Source organism: Nonomuraea sp. NPDC048901, from assembly GCF_040649695.1.
Classification (GTDB): domain Bacteria; phylum Actinomycetota; class Actinomycetes; order Streptosporangiales; family Streptosporangiaceae; genus Nonomuraea.
In genome coordinates this window covers 36765-57843 of sequence record NZ_JBEZFW010000015.1, presented here as the reverse complement: position 1 = coordinate 57843, position 21079 = coordinate 36765, and the positions used below count along the sequence as shown (strand labels likewise).

At 69.0% G+C, this 21079-nt stretch carries 17 protein-coding genes; 6 read left to right on the top strand and 11 right to left on the bottom strand.

Annotation, left to right across the window (positions count from 1 at the left end; all coding sequences use genetic code 11):
• Positions 1 to 8 precede the first annotated feature (8 nt).
• The 5 genes from AB0C30_RS40450 to AB0C30_RS40430 all read right to left on the bottom strand — a co-directional run bounded on the left by AB0C30_RS40450 (position 9) and on the right by AB0C30_RS40430 (position 8829).
• On the bottom strand, positions 9 to 3572 hold the full coding sequence (locus AB0C30_RS40450) for a serine/threonine-protein kinase (RefSeq protein WP_357954042.1): 3564 nt from the start codon (positions 3570 to 3572) through the stop codon (positions 9 to 11).
• A gap of 78 nt (positions 3573 to 3650) precedes the next feature.
• The gene (locus AB0C30_RS40445) at positions 3651 to 5228 is read right to left on the bottom strand and encodes a ricin-type beta-trefoil lectin domain protein (protein WP_357954040.1); all 1578 of its coding nucleotides are present in this window, start codon (positions 5226 to 5228) and stop codon (positions 3651 to 3653) included.
• A gap of 104 nt (positions 5229 to 5332) precedes the next feature.
• On the bottom strand, positions 5333 to 6391 hold the full coding sequence (locus AB0C30_RS40440; RefSeq protein ID WP_357954038.1) for a ricin-type beta-trefoil lectin domain protein: 1059 nt from the start codon (positions 6389 to 6391) through the stop codon (positions 5333 to 5335).
• A 474-nt stretch (positions 6392 to 6865) separates the two neighbouring features.
• Complete coding sequence (locus tag AB0C30_RS40435; RefSeq protein WP_357954036.1) at positions 6866 to 7564, bottom strand: response regulator transcription factor; 699 nt, start codon at positions 7562 to 7564, stop codon at positions 6866 to 6868.
• Positions 7561 to 8829 carry a sensor histidine kinase gene (locus AB0C30_RS40430; RefSeq protein ID WP_357954034.1) on the bottom strand — a complete coding sequence of 423 codons (1269 nt, stop codon included), beginning with the start codon at positions 8827 to 8829 and terminating at the stop codon, positions 7561 to 7563. The genes AB0C30_RS40435 and AB0C30_RS40430 overlap by 4 nt, the downstream gene beginning before the upstream one ends.
• 274 nt (positions 8830 to 9103) lie before the next feature.
• On the opposite strand from AB0C30_RS40430, the gene AB0C30_RS40425 reads away from it, so the two are divergent.
• Entirely contained in the window at positions 9104 to 9505 is a 402-nt protein-coding gene (locus AB0C30_RS40425) for a DUF6223 family protein (protein WP_357954032.1), read from the top strand.
• A gap of 28 nt (positions 9506 to 9533) precedes the next feature.
• Here the strand turns inward: AB0C30_RS40425 and AB0C30_RS40420 are convergent, their stop codons facing one another.
• Genes AB0C30_RS40420 through AB0C30_RS40400 form a run of 5 tightly spaced genes read right to left on the bottom strand, consistent with a single transcriptional unit; the run spans position 9534 to position 16040 of the window.
• Complete coding sequence (locus AB0C30_RS40420; protein WP_357954030.1) at positions 9534 to 10349, bottom strand: carbohydrate ABC transporter permease; 816 nt, start codon at positions 10347 to 10349, stop codon at positions 9534 to 9536.
• 59 nt (positions 10350 to 10408) lie between these two features.
• Positions 10409 to 11341, bottom strand: coding sequence for a sugar ABC transporter permease (locus AB0C30_RS40415; RefSeq protein WP_357954028.1), 933 nt, complete (start codon positions 11339 to 11341; stop codon positions 10409 to 10411).
• Positions 11338 to 12633, bottom strand: a complete 1296-nt coding sequence (locus tag AB0C30_RS40410; protein ID WP_357954026.1) for an ABC transporter substrate-binding protein — start codon at positions 12631 to 12633, stop codon at positions 11338 to 11340. Before AB0C30_RS40410 ends, AB0C30_RS40415 begins: the two co-directional genes overlap by 4 nt.
• A 30-nt stretch (positions 12634 to 12663) precedes the next feature.
• Positions 12664 to 14805, bottom strand: a complete 2142-nt coding sequence (locus AB0C30_RS40405) for a hypothetical protein (RefSeq protein WP_357954024.1) — start codon at positions 14803 to 14805, stop codon at positions 12664 to 12666.
• Between the two features lie 2 nt (positions 14806 to 14807).
• On the bottom strand, positions 14808 to 16040 hold the full coding sequence (locus AB0C30_RS40400) for a family 1 glycosylhydrolase (protein ID WP_357954022.1): 1233 nt from the start codon (positions 16038 to 16040) through the stop codon (positions 14808 to 14810).
• A 241-nt stretch (positions 16041 to 16281) separates the two neighbouring features.
• On the opposite strand from AB0C30_RS40400, the gene AB0C30_RS40395 reads away from it, so the two are divergent.
• From AB0C30_RS40395 to AB0C30_RS40375, 5 genes are all read left to right on the top strand, one after another.
• The gene (locus AB0C30_RS40395) at positions 16282 to 17268 is read left to right on the top strand and encodes a LacI family DNA-binding transcriptional regulator (RefSeq protein ID WP_357954020.1); all 987 of its coding nucleotides are present in this window, start codon (positions 16282 to 16284) and stop codon (positions 17266 to 17268) included.
• Positions 17269 to 17300: 32 nt separating this feature from the next.
• Positions 17301 to 17945, top strand: a complete 645-nt coding sequence (locus tag AB0C30_RS40390; RefSeq protein WP_357954018.1) for a sugar-binding domain-containing protein — start codon at positions 17301 to 17303, stop codon at positions 17943 to 17945.
• Positions 17852 to 18049: a hypothetical protein gene (locus AB0C30_RS40385; RefSeq protein WP_357954420.1), complete on the top strand. Its 198-nt coding sequence runs from the start codon at positions 17852 to 17854 to the stop codon at positions 18047 to 18049. The genes AB0C30_RS40390 and AB0C30_RS40385 overlap by 94 nt, the downstream gene beginning before the upstream one ends.
• Before the next feature lie 76 nt (positions 18050 to 18125).
• Positions 18126 to 18704 carry a TetR/AcrR family transcriptional regulator gene (locus AB0C30_RS40380; RefSeq protein WP_357954016.1) on the top strand — a complete coding sequence of 193 codons (579 nt, stop codon included), beginning with the start codon at positions 18126 to 18128 and terminating at the stop codon, positions 18702 to 18704.
• A gap of 75 nt (positions 18705 to 18779) precedes the next feature.
• Positions 18780 to 19949, top strand: coding sequence for an MFS transporter (locus AB0C30_RS40375; protein ID WP_357954014.1), 1170 nt, complete (start codon positions 18780 to 18782; stop codon positions 19947 to 19949).
• A 55-nt stretch (positions 19950 to 20004) separates the two neighbouring features.
• On the opposite strand, the gene AB0C30_RS40370 is transcribed toward AB0C30_RS40375, so the two are convergent.
• Entirely contained in the window at positions 20005 to 21036 is a 1032-nt protein-coding gene (locus AB0C30_RS40370) for a hypothetical protein (RefSeq protein ID WP_357954012.1), read from the bottom strand.
• Positions 21037 to 21079 lie beyond the last annotated feature (43 nt).

Here is a 21079-nt window from a genome sequence, read left to right as displayed (position 1 = left end):
CCTCCCGGCTAGCGAGGAACGGCTGTGCCATCGTTCCCCTCGCCCTTGGACGTCAGCAGCGGGCAGATGTCGCGATAGGGCGCACCTGTCAGATACTGGTCCCACTCTTGGGGGCTTAGCGTGCGACCCGCCCGCCCGCACACGAGCGCGGCGACGCGGTCCCCGGCGACCGGTATCTGGGCGATGGTCCCCGATTGGTTGCCCGAGACATACAGCATGCCGTCGTCGGCGCTGAACGCCAGCCGGTCGAAGATGTCGATGGGGAACGAGCCGAGCCGCTGCCGTGAGGCGACGTCCCAGATCTGGGCGGTGTACACGTCATCGAAGGTCTCACCGATGGACCTGCTGATCGCTGCCAGCAGGGTGCCGTCATGGCTGAACAGCACGGATTCGACCTCGGCATGGCTCGCCACGCGCATGGCGGGCGACAGTTCGGCGCCCTTCGCGCTGTCCCACAGCTCGATCGTGCCTGTGCCGAGGGCCAGGAGCGGCGCCGTGGGGCTGACCGCGATGCTGTAGCCCGCCCGGTTGAACCCGGTGCCGACGGGCTTGCCGGTGTCCAGGTCGAGCACCCTGCCGGTGGTGGTCACCATGGCCGTACCGTCGCGGGTCGGGGCGACGATCTCCGTGCTGGTGTCGAGCTTGTGCCGGGTGAGTACCCGGCCGCTGTCGGCGGCCAGGACGATCAGCTCGTTTCCGGCGTCCGGCCGGCTCACCTCCGCGAGCGACAGCACCAGCTTGCCGCCATCGGGAGTGAACGCCGTCGAACCGACGTACCGCTCCTTGGGAACGGGATAGTGCCAGAGTCGCCTGCCCGTGGCCACGTCCCAGACGGAGACTCCCGAGCCCTCGCCGGCGGCGGTCAGCCTCTTGCCCGCCGGATCGAACAGCGCACCGGTGGTGCCCTCGCTGCCGGGCAACGGCACGCCCAGGCGGCGCATGTCCCAGACGCGTGTGGGTGCGTTGTCCTTCTCGGCGGCGATCAATCGGCCGTCCTGGCTGAATCCGCCGACCTCGTACCCGCTCGGCAGCCTGCCGCGAGAGACGCGGGAGCCGATGCCGAGGGTGATGATCGAGTTTTCGAGCAGGTATCGGATGGTCTTGCCGTCAGGATCCGGCCAGGCCTCGTCCGGCTCGCCCTCCGCCACGTAGGTGTAGAGATCATCGCCTTTCTCGGCGTCCCACAGGTGGATCGTCCTGCCCTCGACACCCAGCAGCCTCCTGCCGTCCCGGCTGATCCGCAGAGACGTGGCCAAGAAGTCGTCCGAGGCCGACTCCTGCCAGAACGGCCGATCCTCGTCGGGCAGTTTCCTGGCTGTGCGCAGATCCCAGGCCACGATGTCGCCGTTGGCGCACAGCAGTCGCCGGCTGTCCGCCGTGAACGTCGCGGCGGTGCCGCACTTCTTCGGCATCCGGGTGTCCACGGTGAGGTCAGGCAGGCGGATCAATTTCAGCCCGCCCTGGTTGATGCCGATCCCCGCGATGTAGGCGCCAGAGGGCGCGATGGCCGGGCCGGAGTCGGCCTCCAGCCGCGGAGCGTAGGACCTGCCCGTCCGGGTGTCCCACAGGAACTCCATCGTGGTCTCGCGCATCACCGCGACCAGGCTCTCATGCGCGTCGAAGACCACGTCCACGCCGGGGGACCCCGCTGCCACGCGGTGCTCGTGCAGCTTCTTGCCCGTCATGGTGTCCCAGGAGTACGCCGTGTCCCGGCTGACGATCACCAGTGTCCTGCCGCTCGGGCTGAGGGCGGCCGCCGACGGCAGCGCGGCGAATCCGCTCGGCCACTTCCAGAAGGTCGTCTGCCGTCGCGAAGGGACGTCGTAGACCCGTACCCCGTCCTCGTCGGCGATGACCCGCGTGCGCCCGTCGGCCGCCGCCGCGGCCGTGGAGACCCCCTTGGCGCCCGGGTCGCGGAAGGCCATGCTCTCCGGCATCGTCAGCGAGGTCATCAGGCTCTGCCTGGTGTCGGGGCCCGAGGCCAGCCGCCAGCCGGCCACGCTGAGCAGCATCGCCTTGGCCGGGTCGGTGGTACGCAGCTTGTCGGCCTCGGCCGCGACCTGCCGTCCTACGGCCTGATCGCGCTGCCGGGCCACCACGCGACTCTGCTCGGCGACCTGCCTGCCCTGCACCACCGCGACACTTCCCGCGGCCACCGCCACCGCCAGCAGTACGCCCAGCGCCACCGTGGTCAGCCGCCTGCGGCGGATGTTCTTCCTGGTCAGCTCCGTGCCCGCGGCAAGGAAATCGCGCTCCCTCGGGGTCAGCGTGACGTTCCTGCGCCCGGTGGCCGCCCACGTCAGCGCGTGGTCCAGGCTGCTGCCCCGCAGCAGATCGCCGTCCTTGCGCCCGTTCTCGGCCCACTGACGCGCCGCGCTACTGATCTGACCCAGTACGGCAAGGCCGTCACGGTCACCGTCCACCCACATCCGCAGCCGCGGCCAGGCACGCAGCAGAGCGGGATGCGCCAGCGCGACCGCCTCGTCCTTCTGCGTCACCAGGTAGGAGAAGGTCCGCAGAATCCGCTCGATGGCCTGGACCTCCCGCTCCGAGCGGCCGGCGAACAGTTCGTCCTTCAGCACCCAGCGGACGCTCTCGTACCCGTCGTCGGTGACGGACACCATACGGAGGAAGACCTCGGCGGCCAGCTCCCGCACCTCAGGCGCGAGCGCGCCGTAGGCGTCCTCGGCGATCGTGCCGAGCGCCGGATCGGCGGTGCCGGGCACGTGCACGCCGCTGGCCGCACGGCTGCCCGCGGTCAGCAGCCCGCGCATGTCCGCGTCGCCGCCGCTGACCAGCGCGAGGAGCAGGTCGCGTGCCGAGGGCCGGGCCGAAGGGTCCTTCTCCAGCGCGGCGGCCACCAGCGAGGCCAGTCGCGGCGGCAGCCCACTCAGGTCGGGCCGCGCCGACAGCACCCGGTGCATGACCCCGCCCAAGTTGTCCGCTCTGAACGGGTCCTCGCCCGTGGAGGCGAACACCACGATCGCACCCCAGGCGAAAACGTCGGCGGGCGCGCCCGCCCGCTGCCCGGTGAACACCTCAGGCGCCATGTAGGTGGGCGTACCGGACACCTCGCCGGTCTTGGTCAGCGACATGTCCAAGGTCCGCGCGATGCCGAAGTCGATCACCCGTGGACCGTCGGGGCTGAGCAGCACGTTGTCCGGCTTGAGGTCTCGGTGTATCACGCCCGCGTCGTGCACCGTGGTCAATGCGGTGGCGATCGCGGTGGCCAGCCTGTGCAGGTCGTCCCCGGTGAACCTGCGCCCCTGGCCGACCGCCTGGCGCAGGCTCGGCCCCGGCACATACTCGCTGACGATGTACGGCTTGCTGCCCGACATGTCGGCGGCCAGCACCCTGGCCGTGCAGAACGAGGCCACCCGGCCGGCGGCAGTCGCCTCCTTGGCGAACCGGTCGCGGCCCTCGTCGCTGGCCGAGTGGAGCACTTTGAGCGCGACCCTGCGCCCGTCACGATCGTAGGCGTCGTACACCACACCTTGGCCTCCGGAGCCGAGCCGGCCCGCGAGCCAGTACTCCCCGATGTGCTCCGGATCTCCCGCGATCAGCGCTTCCACGGCGTGTTAGATGCCCGACCGGCCGGCAAAGTTCCCGCGTTGGATCGATGGCGGTCGGCCGGCGCACGGCGAGTCAGGTCAGGTGCGGGTCCAGCGTTGATTGGAGCCGCCGTTGCACGTCCAGATGGCCAGCTTGGTGCCGTTGGCGGTGGCGTTGTTCGGCACGTCCAGGCATTTGTTCGCGCCGACCGCCGTGATGGTGCCGTCGGAGTTGAAGCGCCACTGCTGATTGTCCTGGCCGTTGCACTCCCAGATGATGACGTTGGTGCCGTTGGCGGTTCCCCGGTTGTAAACGTCCAGGCACTTGCCGCCGTAGACCCGCAGCTCACCGCTCGCGGTCGGCGTCCACTGCTGACTGGCCTGGCCGCCGCAGTCCCAGATCTGCGCCTGCGCGCCGTTGGCCTGCGAGGCGTCGACGACGTCCAGGCACCGGCCCGAGCCGACCCCCTTGATCGCGCCCGCGGGCGGCGTGACGATGCCTCCTCCGGTCACGACGTACATGGCCGCCCCATGCCCGGGGACCGACGCGCTGATCGCCCCGGACGAGGAGGACGTCGTGTGCGCCCACAGGTCACGTACCGAGTAGGAGGACGCGGACCCGAGCCCCAAGGCGGAGGCGGTGGTGGAGACGGTCGAGGTCGAGGTGCCCCGGTTGAGCAGCACGACCGCGACCGAGCTGTTCGACATCGGTTTGCGCCAGACCTCCAGGTTCCCGTTGTCGCTGATCTTGTGGCCCTGTCTGCCGCCCCAGTCCTGGTCGACCGCGATGACCTCGGTGTTGGTGAGGATCGTGCGCGTGTCGGCGCTCATCGTACGGATGTCGTTTCCGGCGAGGAGCGGCGCGTTCAGCAGCGACCACAGGCTGAAGTGCGCGCGGCCCTCGGTCCCCGTCACCCCGCCGACGCCCACCTCCAGCATGTCGGGGTCGTTCCACCCGCCCGGGCCCGAGTAGGCTTCGAGCCCGACCTGCTGGTCCAGGATGCCCATGATCGAGTTCCAGTTCGCCCCGATGTCACCGGTGTCGCGCCAGGAGTTGCCCACCGGCATCCCCCAGGTCCACACGCTCTCCTGCCCCCAGTTGCACAGGCTGTACACGATCGGACGGCCGGTGGCGGCCAGGGCGTCGCGCATGGCCGTGTACCGCTGCTGTCCGTTCATGCCCTTGTGGTCACCGCAGTTGTCGTACTTCAGGTAGTCGATCCCCCAGGACGCCCACAGGGCCGCGTCCCGCCCCTCGTTGCCCAGGCTGGCCGGGTACCCCGCACACGTGGTGGTTCCGGCCGAGGAGTAGATGCCGAGCTTGAGCCCTTTGGAATGGACGTAGTCGGCCAGGGCCTTGATGCCGTTGGGGAACTTTTGCGGATCCGGCACCAGGTCGCCGCTGGAATTGCGGTTCTTGGTGGACCAGCAGTCGTCGATGTTGACGTAGGTGTAGCCCGCCGCCGCCATGCCGCTGGAGACCATGGTGTCGGCCGACTGGCGGATCAGGCCGTCGTTGACATTGCAGCCGAAGCTGTTCCAGTCGTTCCAGCCCATCGGGGGTGTGCGGGCCAGACCGTTGTCCAGCGCGGCGGCGGGCGATGCCGCACCGCCGATCGCGACGATGGAGCCGGCCACGAGCGCCGCCGCCGTTGCCAGGCCAAGAATTCTGCGCATCTGATCCTCTGCCTACTGGGTGTCAAGAAGATCTCGGTCCGCCCTCGCTCCTGACGGGCGGGGGAGTGGTCGAGGGATCGGTCGCTGTCACAGCGAGAGTGATGTCATGGGTTGGCACGGCTCCAGAGCTGGTTGGCGGCGCCGCCGCAGGTCCAGATCTGCAGCTTGACGCCGTTGGCGGTGGAGTAGTTCGGCACGTCCAGGCATTTGTTCGCGCCGACCGCCGTGATGGTGCCGTCGGAGTTGAAGCGCCACTGCTGGTTGCTCTGTCCGTTGCAGTCCCAGATCACCACCTGGGTGCCGTCGGTGCTGCTCCGGTTGTACACGTCCAGGCACTTGCTGCCGTAAACCCGCAACTCGCCCGCACTGGTCGGCGTCCAGCTCTGGTTGGACTGACCGTTGCAGTCCCAGATCTGCACCGACGCGCCGTTCGCCTGCGAGGCGGCGGAGACATCCAGGCATCTGCCCGAACCCACGCCCCTGATCGCCCCCGCACCCGGCGTGGGGGTGCCGCCCCCGGGTTGGCCGATGCTGCCGGATACCGACTGCAGCGCGCTGTACCAGGCGGCGGCCATCTTGTCGTAGCCGCCGGCGGTGGGGTGGATGCCGTCGATCAGGTCGGAAGTGGTCAACTTGCTGTGCATGTCGACCAAATGGACGTGCTTGCCGCTGTTCACCTTGCTCTGGACGATGCCGGGGATCGCCGCGTTGAAGGTCCGGGCGGCGGACTCCTGACCGGAGTTGGACAGCGGGATGATGGTCGCGACGAAGACATCCGTGTCCGGCACGGCTGTGGTGATGTGGTCGATCAGCGTGGACAGTCGCTGCGGGGCACCGGCCAGGCTGTAGTTCTGCAGGACGTCGTTGGTGCCGATGTGCAGCAGCAGCGTGCGCGGTGTGTACGTACGCAGCCAGCCGGTGATGTTCGCATCGATCTGGTCGATCCGCCACCCGGGATGACCCTCATGATCGTGGTCACCCAGGCTGCCCGGCCCATTGAACTGCGACCCGACGAAGTCGACCGTGTAGCGGCCGGCGGCCAGGCGCTGCCACAGCCCGATCCGGTACCCGCCCGGCACCTGCGTGCCCTCGGTGATCGAGTCGCCCAACGGCATGACCCGTACCCCGCCGTTGGACTCCGCGCCGGCGACCCCCGCCTGCATCGCTACACCCGCTACCACCAAGGCGACGGCCGTAAGCGCGGCCGCCCACCATCGTCCCCATGTACGCATGCTCAACGCCTCGCCACTGTCAGCGAGCGGGGAGCGTCGATCAGTAGTGTTCGCGCTAACATACTGGATCCTTAACCTCGTGAACGAGTTCTCGGAGTACGGATGCGGCAGCCGAGGGCGAGCCGGCCGTCCGTCCTCATCTGCCGGAACTTGGCGAATAAGGGAGCGCATGCCATTGTGAGCGCTAACAGCTCATCGGGATCCAGAACTCCTTTCCACGTACACCGACTGAGATGGTGGTGTGGCGGAGCAAATATGACGGGGAAAGATCCGTCAAGGGTCCGCCCCCTCCGTCACGGTTCCGCCGCTCCCCGGAGTGGCCCCATCTGGCCTGACGGCGTGCGATCCCGCTGTCACAGCGGGGCAGGTGCTGAAACGTTCATCCCATGGCGGCGTGGCCGTGCTCTACATCGTGGGGCTGACCAGTCCTGTCTGGTAAGCGATGACGACCAGTTGCGCACGGTCGCGCGCACCCAGTTTCGCCATCGCGTGGCTGACATGGGTGCGCGCGGTGGCCGGGCTGAGAAACAACTCGGTACCGATCTCGCTGTTGCTCAGGCCCTGTCCCACCAGGGCCAGCACTTCGCGCTCGCGCCCGGTCAGCACCGCGAGCCGTTCCTCCGCGGCCTGCGCGGCTGTTCGTCGCGCTGTGAACTGGCCGATGAGGCGTCGGGTGATCCGTGGCGCGATCAGCGCGTCCCCGGCGGCGACCACCCGGATGGCATGCAGGAGCTCGGCCGGTCCGGCGTCTTTGAGCAGAAAGCCGCTGGCACCGGCCTGCAAGGCGTCGAAGACGTACTCGTCGGTGTCGTAGGTGGTGAGGATGATGACCCGGACCTGCTCCAACCCGCGCGTCTGGGCGATCCGGGCGGTGGCTTGAATCCCGTCCACCTTCGGCATGCGGATGTCCATGAGCACGACGTCGGGGCGGGCGGCGCGGGCCCGCTCGACGGCTTCGCCGCCGTTGGTGGCCTCTCCCACCACCGTGATGTCGTCCTCGAGGTCGAGCAGGACCTTGAACCCGGAACGCACGAGACCTTCGTCGTCGGCGACCAGCACCTTGATCGGAGCGTTGGTCAACGGTGAGGCGGCTGCCGCGTTCACAGAAGCGACCCGGTCGGCGCGAGGGGCAGTCGTGCCTTGACTTCGAACCCGCCGCCCGGAAGCGGGCCGGCGTCGAGTTCTCCGCCCAGCAGTTGGCAGCGCTCGCGCATGCCGAGGATCCCGCGGCCGGGCGTCGGCTGAGCGGGGGCCGAGCCGCCGGTGCCGGTCAGCTGCCGCGCCGGTAGGTGCGCAGCCGCGAGGTCAACACCTGAGGCGGCACGGCGGCCCTCGTCGGTCACGCGGATCTCCAAGACCTCCATTCCGGGGTTCAGCGCGACCGTCACCCGAGTCGGACCGACGTGGCGGATCACGTTGGTGATCGATTCCTGAAGGATCCGATAGGCGACACTGCCCACCGCACTCGGCAACGGCGCCGCGGGCGAGGTCTCCTCGAGCTCGATGTCGAGACCGGCCGCGCGGGCCTTGGCGGTCAGTTCGTCGATCTGCCCCAGCCCGGGGTACGGCACGCGCCCGTCGTTGTCGTCACCGTCGTCGTCACGGAGCACGCCGAGGATGGCCCGCATCTCCCGCAGCGCCCGCGAACTCGTCTGCTCGATGGCTCGCAGCGCCTCGCGCGCCACTTCCGGCCTCTTGTCGAGCACGTGCGCGGTGACACCGGACTGGACGTTGATGATCGCTATGGCGTGCGCCACGGTGTCGTGGACCTCGCGCGCGATCCGGAGCCGTTCGGCGTCCACACGCGCCCGCGCTTCCTCCTCGCGAGTCCGTTCGGCCAGCTCGGCGCGCTCCTGAGCTTCGGCCGCGATGATCTTTCTGGACCGGACGGACTCGCCAAGGGCCACGCTCATGACCGACGCACCGATCCGGAAGTACACCCAGCCGATGGCGGCGCGTGGCTCGATGTCGGCCGCGGCGACCAGCCAGGCGATGGCGAGCACCGAGGTGCCCACGCCGGCGATCACCAGCGACCGGCGCCCGTCCCCGTAGGCGGCGACGGTGTACAGGGCGACGAAGAGCCCGAGCCAGCCGGGCCCGTCCGGGAAGCCAAGGCCGTAATACACCAGGCTGACGAGCGCGGCGGTGACGAACACCGGCACCGGCCACCGGCGGCGGACGACGACGACCACACCACTGGCGACCAGCAGGACATACCCCAGGTTGCCGAGGTCGCCAAGGGGGCGCTGCACCACCTCGCCGGTGTTGCGGACGATCGTCCCTTGAACCTGCATCACGGTGATGAACAGCGCGACCAGCACATCCTGCGCCGGCACCGGCAGGCGCAACGACACGGCGCGGTGTTCCATGCCGCGATCCTACGGTTCCCGCGCGTGAGAACACTCCGCCCAGACGCGCGGCCGCCTACGACGACGGGCGTACCGAGACACGAGTCGGCTACGCAGAACTGCGTAGACGCTGCCATCCGCTGTCGGAGGCCGCGCTTGCCTCGACGGCGCGACGATCGATTCCGTGAAACCCCTCCCTCACCGGCACCTCGACCGGCACAGGCCGAGTCACCGCGCCGCACACGCTGCCGACGCCCTTCATCCGACCGAAAGGGTCCTCATGTTCGTCCGTCGCATGCTAGCCACCGCCGTAGCCGCCCTGCTCGGCATTTCAGCACTCGCCACACCGGCAGCCGCGCAGGTTCTGGTCCAGCCCGTCGATGCTTACACCTTGACCGCCGGACGTCTCTGGTCCTTGGTGGCCGCGCTGCTGGGGCTGGTCGGCGTCGCCCTCGGCGGGCTGGCCCTGGCCCGCTCCGCCGGTCGTATCGGCACCGGCACCGGGAGAAGGGGAGCCATCGTGGCCCTGGCTGCAGGGCTGGCCTGCACAGTCATCGGCGGGCTGGTGGTGGCCGCCGCCGACGGTGGTCCCGGCACCGGCTACGGAATAGTCGGGGGCTACGTGGACCTGGTGGTCGGGTTGATCGCCATGGTCCTCGGTGGGCTGGCCCTGGCCCGCTCCCGCCGCAAGGCTTGACGCCCACCGACTGAGGAGCTGACGCGGCCTACTTGATCGCGCCCGCGCCGATGCCCTTCACGATGTGACGCTGCGCCATCAGATAGAAGATCACCACCGGCACGATCGAGATGGTCGTGGCGGCCAGGAGGATCTGCTGCTGTGGCGTCTCGGCGGAGGTGAAGGCGGTCAGACCGCGCTGGACGGGCATGAGGGAGTTGTCGTCGAACAGGACGAGCGCCATGAGGTACTCGTTCCACGCCCCCAGCCCTTGGATGACCGCCACGGCGGCGAGGCCGGGCCGTGCCAGCGGGAGGATCACATGCCAGAAGACGCGCAGCGGACCGGCACCGTCCAGCGCGGCCGCCTCCTCCAGAGCGCGGGGCTGGCTGACGAAGAAGCTGCGCATGATGAGCGTCGACATCGGGATGCCCGAGGTGATCAGGACCAGCACATAGCCCACGGGATTGTTCGTCAGGCCGAGTGAGATGAGCAGTTTGTACTGCGCCAGGAACATGGCGGGCGCAGGGATGATCATCACGGCGAGGATGACGAACGTGAACACGCCCTTGCCCGCGAAGTCGAGTCGCGCGAGCGCGTACCCGGCGAGGCTGGACACCAGCAGAATGCCGAGGACGGCGGAGCCCGTGTAGATCACGCTGTTGCGCAGATAGACGCCGAGCTCGCCCTGGACCCACGCGGTCACGTAGTTGCCCCACTGCGGGTCGGCGGGCAGGAAGCTGTCGTTCGAGAGCAGCTCCGTGAGGCTCTGCAGTGATCCGGACAGCATCCACAGCAGGGGGAACAGCGCGATCAGCGCGGCGACGCCCAGCAGCCCGTACAGGCCGACCTTGTCGAGGCGCATCCTCCGACGAGGTTCTGAAGCGATGGACATCTCGTCGGCCCTTCCTGTCGTCCGGCTGCTCATACGCGGGACCTCCGCCTGGTGATCGCGAGCTGGATCACGGACAGCAGTACGAGGGCGCCGCCGAAGATGACCGACATGGCCGCGGCGCTGCCGTAGCGCCAGTTGACGAACGCCTCGTTGTAGATCGCGAGGGTCGGCACCATCGTGTGCTGGCCCGGTCCGCCGTTGGTCAGCACCTGTACGGTCCCGAAGATCTGGAGCGCGGCGAGCAGGGTCAGCAGGCTCACGATCGACGTGACCGGAGCCAGCTGTGGCCAGGTGATGTACCGGAACTTCGACCAGGGGTTCGCGCCGTCGAGGTCGGCGGCCTCGTACAGTTCCTTCGGCACGTCCTGCAGCCCCGCGAGGAAGAGCAGGAAGCCGAATCCCCAGTGAAACCAGACGAACACCGCCGCCACGACGGGCAGTGCGACGGCCGGCTCGCCGAGCCAGTTCTGCTGGAGCGCGCCCAGACCCACCAGGCCCAGGAGCCGATTGAGGATGCCGGACCCAGGGGCCAGGATGAACGAGAACAGCAGGCCGACGACCACCACCGACAACACGCCCGGCAAGTAGAAGACGGTGCGGAAGAACGTCTTGCCGCGGGCGACGCTGTTGACGGCCAGCGCCATGACCAGGGCGATTCCGTTGCCGAGGAAGAAACCGACGACACCGAAGAAGACGACGTTGCGCATGGACGCCCAGAAGATCGGGTCGGACGCGACGAAGTCGTAGTTGGCCAGCCCCACCCACGGGGTGTCGGGGCTGACGCCGTCCCATGACTGGAAGCTCAACAGGATCGCCTGCGCGAACGGCGTGATCGTGAAGATCCCGATGAGCGCGATGGCCGGAGCCAGGAACAACCAGCCGATCAGGTTGCGCCGGAGGGCGCGCCTCCCGTGCGGCGTCCTTCGCCGCCCCACGGGAACCGCGAGTCGCGACGTCGTCATGACGTGCGATCCTGCGCCGCCTGGATCTTGGCGAGTACGTCGTCCACCGTCGCCTCGCCCAGCACCAGCCGCTGAGACTCCGCCCTGATCGCGGTGATCACGTCAGGCTTGAAGGTCGTCGACATGACCTGCATGCCCTTCACCCCGGCGGCGAAGCCCGCGAGCTGGTCGGGGATGTCCGCGCCGGCGAGGAGTTCCGGGTTGCTGGGAAGGATGCGAGCGACCTTGGCGAACACCGCCTGCTGCGCGGGCTCGGTCAGCCACTTCACGAACGCCAGCGCCTGCTCAGGATGGTCGCCCCTCGGATTGATCACCGCGCCCTTCCCGGGGATACCCGGCGAGCGCGGCTCGTGGACGCTTCCGGGAGCCTTGGGCAGCCCGGTGGAGAAGTAGTCCTCGAACTCCGGGTTCGTCCTCAGGCCCACCGAGACACCGGGAGCGGCGTCGAAGATCGCGCCCATCTTCTTGGTGAAGAAGGACGACTCCACGTTCGGGTGGTCGTCCTGACCGCCGGGAATGGAGTTGTTCGCGATGACGCCCGCCTTCTTCAGGTCGACCAGGAATTGGAAGGCGTTACGCCAGCCATCCTGTTTCCAGGTCGATTTCCCGTTGAGGGTTGCTTCGATCTCGGCGTCCGTCAGCCAGTTCGAGGCGACGGCCTGGATGAAGTTCGGTGTCTGCGAGGCCGCGATGGAGAATTTGCCGCCGTTCGAAGCGGCGAGCGCGTCGATGAACGCGGCCGTCGTCGCGGGCGGCTTTTTCGCTGACATTCCGGTCAGCGCCGGGTTGATGAGGAGGCCGTATGTTTGCGTCTCCCAGTGCACCGCATAGACGCCGGGCTTGACCCCGAGGTTGTTGCCTTCCTTGAACGTCGACATCGTGAGCACGGCGGGGCTGAAGTTCTTGCTCCAACCGGCATTCAGCTGGGCGGAAAGGTCCATCGCCCAGCCGGCCTTGTAGAAGGGCGCCATCTGAGTCGCGTCGAACGACGAATAGATGTCGGGCATGGATCTGGACTGCGCCTTCGCCTGGAGCTTGGGCAGGTAGTCGACCGGGCCGGGCGTGTCAATGGTGATCTTGACGCCGGTCTTCGTGGTGTACTGCTTCGCGAGTTGGGTGAGCGCGGCCTCTTGTCCGCGCGACTGGTTCATGAAAGTCAGTCCGACGTCCCCGGTGGCGGATTTGCCGGACGACGAACAGGCGGCCAGGGCAAGCGCCCCAACAATCGCCAATGATCCGGCCGCGATGATGGTGCGGCGACGGGCGCCGCGTGCTGTGGAGTTGGTACCCATGGTCCTCGCCTCTTTCGTGTACATGAGGAGCTATTCAGGGGTGGACATGGCGCTCGGGCGGGGGAGCGCGCCCAGTCCTTCTGAGGTGATCAGCCAGCCGTCGGGAAGCTCTGCCCCTTGGTCGACCGCCGTGGCGATGTGCGCCATCGCGGCCAGCAGTCCGCCGTTCGCCGGCAGATAAATCGTGAGAAATCCCGGCATTTGCGGATTGTGTCCGTTGGGCAGGAACACGTTTTTGGGCGACGGGAGCAGGAGGGCGTCGATCGCACGGCCGACGTCGCCGAGGCGGGCCGCGGTCATCGCCATGACGGGGTAGTCCCAACCCCAGCTGGACTGCAGGTCCCAGTGCTCCCATACGGAGTCGAGCGTCGCCGACATCGTGGCCGGGTCCACGAGGCCGGTCTCCGGTAGCCACCCCAACGCCATGAGCATGGACGGGTGATCTTTACGGATGAGCAGCGGAGGCGTCGCGATCGCGGCGTATGTGCCGTCGGGCAGTAACGCGGGCCGGCTCATGTTCCGCGCCACCCGGTCCCACTCCTCGTTCGGCTCGAGACCGAGCCGAGTTCGCCACTCGTTCGCCACGCCGAGCGCCCACGACCAGTACGCCAGCTCGAACGTCGGATCGGTGGTCGTCGCCCGGTCGACGAGGTAGCTCTCCTGCGCGGGGATGAGCGGGGGCGGCAGCCCGAACGATCCGTCGCGTTCCTCGGCGAAGTCGGCCATGAAGTCGGCGGTCGCCTCGACGAGCGGGTAGTGAGCACGCAGGAACGACTCGTCGCGTCCCTCGCCACGCAGCAACTCCAGCAGGTAGATCACGTGCGGCTGCTGCCACAGGAGGAAGACGCCGATGTTGCTCGGCGACTCGCGCGCGGACGGATCGGTCTGCTTCGGCCAGCGGGCTCCGCGGTACCCCTGCCGGCGGGCGGTCGCCTTCGCCGCCTCCAAGGCGCCGCGATACCAACGCATGCTGCGCTCGAGCAGTCGCCCCCGGCCCCACATCGGGAAGTGCGCCGCATGCCACCAGTGCATCTCGAGGTGGAACTTCCCCGACCAGGTGTTGTACGTCAGACCGGACTCCGCGGCAGGCGTGACACCGGCGCTGTTGACGGCCATGAGGTACTGCGAGACAACGATGCGACGTTCCAGTTCTGGGGCGCGCGCGTCCGTGCTCCCAGCGAGACTGACCGCGGCACCGGTGCTCCAGTGCTCCGCCCACCAGGTCTCCGCGGACCGACTGACGGTGGAGAAACCGTCTTCGTCCTGCTGCCTGCCATCATCCGGACTCAGCGTCACCACCACTTCCAGGACAGTGGCGTCTGTGCGCGCGACGGCTTCCTCCCGCAGGCTGCCAGTGGTACGGACATCAACGCTGTAGGTCAGCGCCTCCACCGTGCGCCGTGCGTTCCAGTGGCACTCCGTCCGCCGGTCCCAGACCGTCTCTTGCGCGAGCGGGAGTTCGAAGGCGGCCAGGTCGTCCGGCTGCTCGTCGAACACCCACGCGACGCCCCATCCGCGCGGCAGAAGCTCGGACTCGACCCGCACCGCGAAGCGGTGATCCCGTGGGTCGGCGACGGTGGTGACGCGGACGCGCGCGCCGTCGAGGATGTACTCGGCCCGGACCGATCCCGTCCACAGGTCGAGCTCGGTGCGGACGTCGGTCAACGCGGTCGGATCGTCGAGCCCCGTCCCGTCGGGCCGGACCAGGGCGAGGCGGCCGAGGTGAGCGCGGCGGGGATTGAAGTGGTACCACGCGCCCGCGACGAACTCGTCGGCGATGGGGTCGCCGGCCCGTTGGAGACCCATGCGGTCGAGGTACGGGACCGGGCCGCGGGACGTCTCGTACAGGGTGGTCGCGTCCTCGAGCCGGAGTTCCCGGTCGGTGCGCGTCTCGTACCAGCCCCAGGTCGACTGGGTGCGCAGCGGGATCTGGAAGTCGTCGGCGTCGAACACGCGCGGGTACTGCTCCGGCAGACCGGACAGACCATCGCGAACGACGCGGTGCGGGTCGGGGACGAGCTCGTGGAAGGACGGGAACGTCTGCAGTCCGGAGATGTCGACCGTCAGCGCGATGTCACCGTTGCCGACCGTGAGGACGTCAGCGGGGTGCGCGTACGTCAGCACGGGGTTGTGCCGTCGCACGAGTTGGCGCCGATCGATTGCTTCGGGCATCGTCAGGTCCCGCCGTCTTGGAGCGCGCCGGCCTTGGCGACGCCACCCAGCCACGCGAGGCTCGGCTTGGGCCGGCGCTCGAAGGTCTCCCGGTCGACGGCGACGAGGCCGAACGTCGGGTCCCAGTGGCCCCACTCGTAGTTGTCGAGCAGGCTCCAGTGGATGTATCCCCGCACGTCCAGGCCGTCTTCCATCGCCTCGGACAGCGCGGCGAGCGCGGCGGTCGTGTAGGCGACGCGCCGGGAGTCGTCGCCGGTCGCGATGCCGTTCTCGGTGACGACGATCGGGACGTCGGGCAGCACGTCGGCGGTGTGCCGGACGGCGATGCCGAGGGCGTCGGGCCGGTACGCCGTACGCACGAGGGTGTTGTCCGGGCGCACGGGGTGCGGTTCGATACCGTCCAGCCCCACCCACTGAGCCGAGTAGGCCTGCACCCCGATGAAGTCGTCGTCACGCGCCGCCTCGAGGTAGAGGTCCTCCCAGACGTACTCCAGCTCCCGGCGCACTTTCTCCGCACCGGGGCGGGTTTCGAACGCGCGGCTCGCGACCGACCAGCCCACCCGAGCGTCCGTGCGCTCCCGCAGCGCGTCCCGGGCCGCGTGGTGGGCCTCGATGAGACGGCGTCCGATCCCCACCGGCGGAGCCGGCTTCGCCGGCCGGGGCGTGTCCGCCTCCAGCGTGGGGCTCAGCCACTCCATACCCGAGTCGGGGTCGAGCGTCGCCTCCGCCTCGCGCACCATGATCGCGAGCATGTTGGGCTCGTTGATGGTGCAGACCCACTCGACGCCGTCGAGGATCGAGGTGGCCGTCTCGACGTAGGCGCGGAAGCGGTCCACGGCCCGTTCTCCGCGCCAGCCGCCCTCCTCGGCGAACCACCTCGGCGAGGTGAAGTGGTGGATCGTGACGAACGGGGTGACGCCCGCGGCCAGGCATTCGTCGATCATGCGCCGGTAGTGCGCGAGCGCCGCGCGGGACACCCTCCCGGGGGCCGGCTCGATGCGCGCCCACTCGATGCCGAAGCGGTAGGTGTTCAGGCCCGATTCCGCGACGAGCCGGATGTCCTCGGCGTATCGGTGGTAGCTGTCGAGGGCATCGCCGCTGCGATCCGCTCCTGGCATGCGCTCCTCCTGCGCCCAGAAGTCGCTGTTGACGTTGTCGCCCTCGACCTGGTGCGGTGCGGTCGCCGCGCCCCAGAGGAAGCCGTCGGGGAAGGTGTGCATGCGTCTCTCGATCATGTGTCGGTGCGGCGGTGGCCGTCGGTGCCGGCCCCGGAATGCGAGCCAACGTAGCCGTTACGTCGCGAGCAGGTCAAGGAAAAATGTGTACCGGTCTACGGAGCTACTACCAGCCAGAGCAGTCGCAGTTTCGATCTTCCGCTATCTTGCATAGACCGGTCTACGTTCTCAGCGAGGCTCGGTTCGAGAAGGGATGCCCATGGTCGCGCCTGAGCGACGACGACGAGTGACCATTTCCGACGTGGCGAAACACGCCGGGGTCTCCAAGGCGGCGGTCTCGAAGGTCATCCGCAACGACTACGGGGTCAGCGAGGCCATGCGCGACCGCGTCCAGCGGGCCATCGACGAGCTGGGCTATCGCCCTCAGGCGGCCGCGCGTGCGCTGCGTGGACGGGCGTACACCATCGGCGTGCTCCTGCGGCACATCGGGATCCCGTTCTACGCCGAGATCATGACCGGCCTGGTGGAGCAGCTCACCGAGTCCGGCTACCAGGCGATCATGATCCAGGGCGGCACCCAGGACAAGACCGAGAAACGTGCCCTGGACGCTCTGACAGACCGGCAGGTGGACGGCATCCTCATGATCGCTCCGCTGGCCGGCCGCACCCAGCTGGAGCAAGTGGCCCGCGACATCCCCACCGTGGTGCTCGGCAGGCACGACCGCTCGCCGGCCTACGACTCGATCGTCGACGACGACCGGATCGGCTCCGAGCTCGTCATGGAACACCTGATCGCGCTGGGCCACCGGCGCATCGCCCACATCACCTTCCAGCAGGAGCACGGTCGCCCGGCCGACCAGATGCCGCGCATCAGAGCCGAGACCTACGAGCGTGTGATGCGTGATCACGGGTTCGCCGACGAGATCGCCGTCGCCGCGACCTCCTACTCCGAGGAAGGCGGACATCGCGGCGCCCGCGAGCTGCTGAGCCGCTCTCCGCGCCCCACCGCGATCTTCGCCGGGACCGACGAGGCGGCTCTAGGCGTCCTGGCCGCGCTGCACGAGGCCGGCCTGTCCGTCCCGGGCGACGTCTCCGTGGCCGGCTACGACAACACCAGGCTGGCCGCCCATCCCCGCATCGCGTTGACCACCGTCAACCAGGACGGAGACGTCATGGGCCGGACGGCGGGGCGGTTGCTGCTCGAGCGCATCGAAGGCCGCTCGGCGGCGGTGCACTTCTCGGTCATTCCCCGCCTGGTCGTCCGGCGCTCCACCGCGTCTCCCTCTTGATCTTCCGGGAAACTCTCACTCCGAGGAGCTACGTGATCCGCGCATCGTTCAACGACAACTGGCAGTTCCGTCCGAAGGTCAATCCCTTTGCCGAACTGGCCGGAATCGCGGTCCCGTTCGAGCCGGTGACAGTACCTCACGACGCGATGATCACCCGCGACCGCGAGGCCACCGCGGACGGCGCGGCGACCGCTTATTTCCCCGGCGGCGCGTACGAGTACCGCAAGACGTTCTTCGTACCCGAGGAGCACCGGGGCAAGCGGATCACGCTGGAGTTCGAGGGCGTCTACCGGGACGCCACCGTGTTCGTCAACGGGAACTACGCCGGGCAGCGCCCGTACGGATACTCGCGGTTCTTCATCGACGCCGACCGGTTCCTGCGGTTCGGCGAGAACAACGAGGTCCGGGTGGAGTGCCGCACTCATCAGGACTCGCGCTGGTACTCCGGCGCGGGCATCTACCGCGACACCTGGCTGCTCGTCGGCGAGGTGGTCCGCATCAGCCCGGACGGCGTGCACGTCACCACGCCGGACATCCCGCGGCCGACCGGCCCGTACGCGTGGAGGTCTCCGGCGACGGAAGGCTGCTCGGCTTCGGCAGCGCCGACCCGTCGAACAAGGAACGGTTCGACGCGACCGAGCACCACACCTACCAGGGCCGCGCGCTCGCCGTGGTGAAGCCGACCGCACCCGGCGACATTCGCCTGACCGCCGTCGCCCCGGACTGCGACCCGGTCGAGGTGCTGGTCAGGGTCGAAAGCCGGATCGGCGACCACGATTGATGTCCTCATTCGGCTTGCTCGAGCCGGGCGCTTGGGGTTCTTGACTGATCTGTACAGAAGCCGCTAGCTTCAGCCCATGGGCAGACCCCGGGAGTTCAGTGATCATGCCGTAGTAGACGCCGCGATGGAGGTGTTCTGGGAGAAGGGCTACGAGGCGGCCACCACCCAGGACCTGTGCGCGCGCACCGGGCTCGGCCGCGGCAGCCTGTACAACGCGTTCGGCAGCAAGCACCGCCTGTACGAGGAGGCGGTCCGCCGATACGCGCAGACCAAGGGCGCCGCCCAGCTGGCGATGCTGGCCGAACCCGGATCGGTGCGGGAGCGGCTGCGGGAGATGATGCTGGGCGTCATCGACGCCGACCTGGCCGACCCCGGCCGGCGTGGCTGCCTGGCCCTGAACGCCGCGACCGAGCCGAGCGGGCGCACCGGCGACGTCGCGGCGCTGGTGCGGCGGCAGTTCACCGACCTGGAACAGGAGCTCTGCCACCTGGTGGCGATCGGCCAGCGCACGGGCGAACTGTCCGCCGACCGGCCGCCGCTCCAGGTGGCGCGGACGTTCCAGAGCGCGTACTACGGCCTGCGCGTGCTCGCGAAGGTGACCGACGACAGGAATGCCCTGCTGGACGTCGTGGAAGGGGCGCTCGCGGCCCTGTAAGGCCCGCGTTCGGTGGTCCGCGTATCACGCTGCCCATTTTTTGTACTGATCAGTCAACTATTAGAGGTGAACTGCGTGCCTGTCCTTTCCCTCATGCTGTGCGTGTTCGGCATCACGACCGGCGAGTTCGTGATCGCGGGGATCTTGCCGGACATCGCCGATGACCTGGCCGTGTCGATACCGGCGGCCGGACTGCTGGTGACGGCCTACGCCATCGGGATGATCATCGGCGGCCCGGTACTGACGGCGCTCACCGCGCGCTTTGACCGCAGGCCGCTCATCCTCGTCCTCCTCTCGGTGGTGATCGCCGGAAACCTGGCCTCGGCGCTCGCGCCGACGTACGCCGTCCTCTTCGCGGCCCGGATCATCACCGCCCTGGTGACCTCCACGTTCTTCGCCAACGCGATCGTCATCGCGGCGTCGACCGCCCCGCCGGGCAAGCAGGCGTCCACCGTGTCCAAGCTCGTTTTCGGGATGAATCTGTCGATGATCCTCGGCGCGCCCATCGGCACGTTCATCGGCAACGGCTTCGGGTGGCGGTCCACCTTCGTCACCATCGCCGTGTGCTGCGTGCTCGGGTTGCTGCTGGTGTTGCGCTTCGTACCGGATGTCCGGAACGCCACGCCCGGCACCTCCGCGCTGGCCGAGCTCCGGGTGTTGCGCGGCGGTGAGGTGCGGCGCGCCATCGCGGTCACGGCGGTCGGCAACGCGGGGCTGCTCATCGTGTTCACCTATTTCGCGCCGCTGCTCACCGGCGTCACCGGATTCGCCGCCGACGCGATCGCCGTGCTGCTGCTGGTGTACGGCGTCGGCGCCGCGGTGGGCAACTTCGCCGGCGGCTGGCTGTCCGACCGGGCGCTGATGTCGTCACAGCTCAGTCTGCTCGCCGTGCTCGCGGCGACGCTGGTGCTGATGTGGGCGGTCAGCGGCGGTACGGCGATCACCGCGGTGCTGGTCTTCGTGATCGGCGCGCTGGGCTTCTCCGTCATTCCCGGCATGCAGACCCGGGTCCTGACCACCGCGTCCGCGGCGCCGACCCTGGCCATGGCGGTGAACGCGTCCGCCTACCAACTGGCCGCGGCCTTCGCCGCCTGGCTCGGCGGCCGGGTCATCGACGGCGGGTTCGGGCTGCGGTCGCTGTATCTCGTCGGCGCCGCCGTCACCGTGGCCGGGATCGTCGTGAGCTGCTACGCGTGGTTCCGGGACCGGTCGAGCGGTGGGGTCCGCGCCGTCGAACAGGTCTGACCTTCGGGCGCCCGTCGCCCAGTCGGGCGTGCCCGGCCGCTCGTAGGCGCGCGGGTCACACGAGGTCGCGGCGGCTGGCCTGGGCGCCGGCCTGGAAGCGGGTCTCGGCGTTCAACTGGTCCAGGAGGTGACGCAGACGGCGGCGCAGGCTGCGCGGGCTGGTGCCGAGCTGGCGGGCGATGGCGTCGTCCTTGAGCCCGGCCGCGAGCAGCGCCAGGAGCCGCCGATCCTCGGGGCCGAGCTCCGCCGCCTCGACCCGCTCCCCGCTGTCGGGGCCCGCCGAGTCGGCGGGCTTCGGCGTCTCGGGCGCGTCCTGCCACAGCTCGGGGCGTACCGGCAGCGCCTCCCGCCACAGGCGCTCGAACAGCTCCACCAGGGCCACCACCATCGTGGAGCCGCTGATCAGCACGCCGCGGGTCAGCGGCGGGTCCATGTGCATCGGCATGACCGCCCGCCACCGGTCGACGATCGCCATCTTGAACGGCAGCCGGGGCAGGACCCGCGCCTCCTCGCCCGCCTTGATCAGGCTGCCCACCTCGTCGAGCGCCCCCGCGTGGTCGAACGCCTCCGGCACGTAGATGGTCCGGTAACGGACGCCACTGCGCAGCAGGTCGGTCTGCAGGGGGTTGTGATAGTCCAGCACGTACGGGGGGCAGTCGAAGGTCAGGACCTCCTCCTTGGCCTCCTGTTGCAGCCGGACGTACCAGCGGGCCTGCTCCTCGGGGCCCGCCAGGACCTCGAACTGGCCACCCTCCTCCGCGTCCTGGCCGACGGTGCGGAAGGCCGCCTCCAGTTCGTCGGCCGTGTCGGTGAGCTGGTCCAGCTCGCTCTGCAGGCCGCGCACCAGGGCACGGATCGCGGTCCCCGGGTTCGTCACCGTCCACCGCGGCGAGCGCCCCCACAGGCGGCTGACCAGGCCCTTGGCGCGGAGCCTGCTCAGCGACGCCTGGATACGTCCCGCGCCCTCCCCGCTCCGCATGACCAGCTCCTGCACCGTGATGCCGGGGCAGGCCAGCACCCCACGGTAGATCCGCTCATCGAACGCGCTGATCCCCACGACCTCCAGCGCCCGGCTGTCCTCAAGCATGCCCATGATCTTGGCCACTTCCGGCAGTTGCCGCAATAGGCCA

Coding starts and splice junctions, on each gene's coding strand:
- AB0C30_RS40400 (WP_357954022.1), bottom strand. CDS start 16,040: ATGATCGAGAGACGCATGCACACCTTCCCCGACGGCTTCCTCTGGGGC.
- AB0C30_RS40420 (WP_357954030.1), bottom strand. CDS start 10,349: ATGCGCCTCGACAAGGTCGGCCTGTACGGGCTGCTGGGCGTCGCCGCG.
- AB0C30_RS40410 (WP_357954026.1), bottom strand. CDS start 12,633: ATGGGTACCAACTCCACAGCACGCGGCGCCCGTCGCCGCACCATCATC.
- AB0C30_RS40380 (WP_357954016.1), top strand. CDS start 18,126: ATGGGCAGACCCCGGGAGTTCAGTGATCATGCCGTAGTAGACGCCGCG.
- AB0C30_RS40405 (WP_357954024.1), bottom strand. CDS start 14,805: ATGCCCGAAGCAATCGATCGGCGCCAACTCGTGCGACGGCACAACCCC.
- AB0C30_RS40430 (WP_357954034.1), bottom strand. CDS start 8,829: ATGGAACACCGCGCCGTGTCGTTGCGCCTGCCGGTGCCGGCGCAGGAT.
- AB0C30_RS40445 (WP_357954040.1), bottom strand. CDS start 5,228: ATGCGCAGAATTCTTGGCCTGGCAACGGCGGCGGCGCTCGTGGCCGGC.
- AB0C30_RS40440 (WP_357954038.1), bottom strand. CDS start 6,391: ATGCAGGCGGGGGTCGCCGGCGCGGAGTCCAACGGCGGGGTACGGGTC.
- AB0C30_RS40370 (WP_357954012.1), bottom strand. CDS start 21,036: ATGCTTGAGGACAGCCGGGCGCTGGAGGTCGTGGGGATCAGCGCGTTC.
- AB0C30_RS40425 (WP_357954032.1), top strand. CDS start 9,104: ATGCTAGCCACCGCCGTAGCCGCCCTGCTCGGCATTTCAGCACTCGCC.
- AB0C30_RS40415 (WP_357954028.1), bottom strand. CDS start 11,341: ATGACGACGTCGCGACTCGCGGTTCCCGTGGGGCGGCGAAGGACGCCG.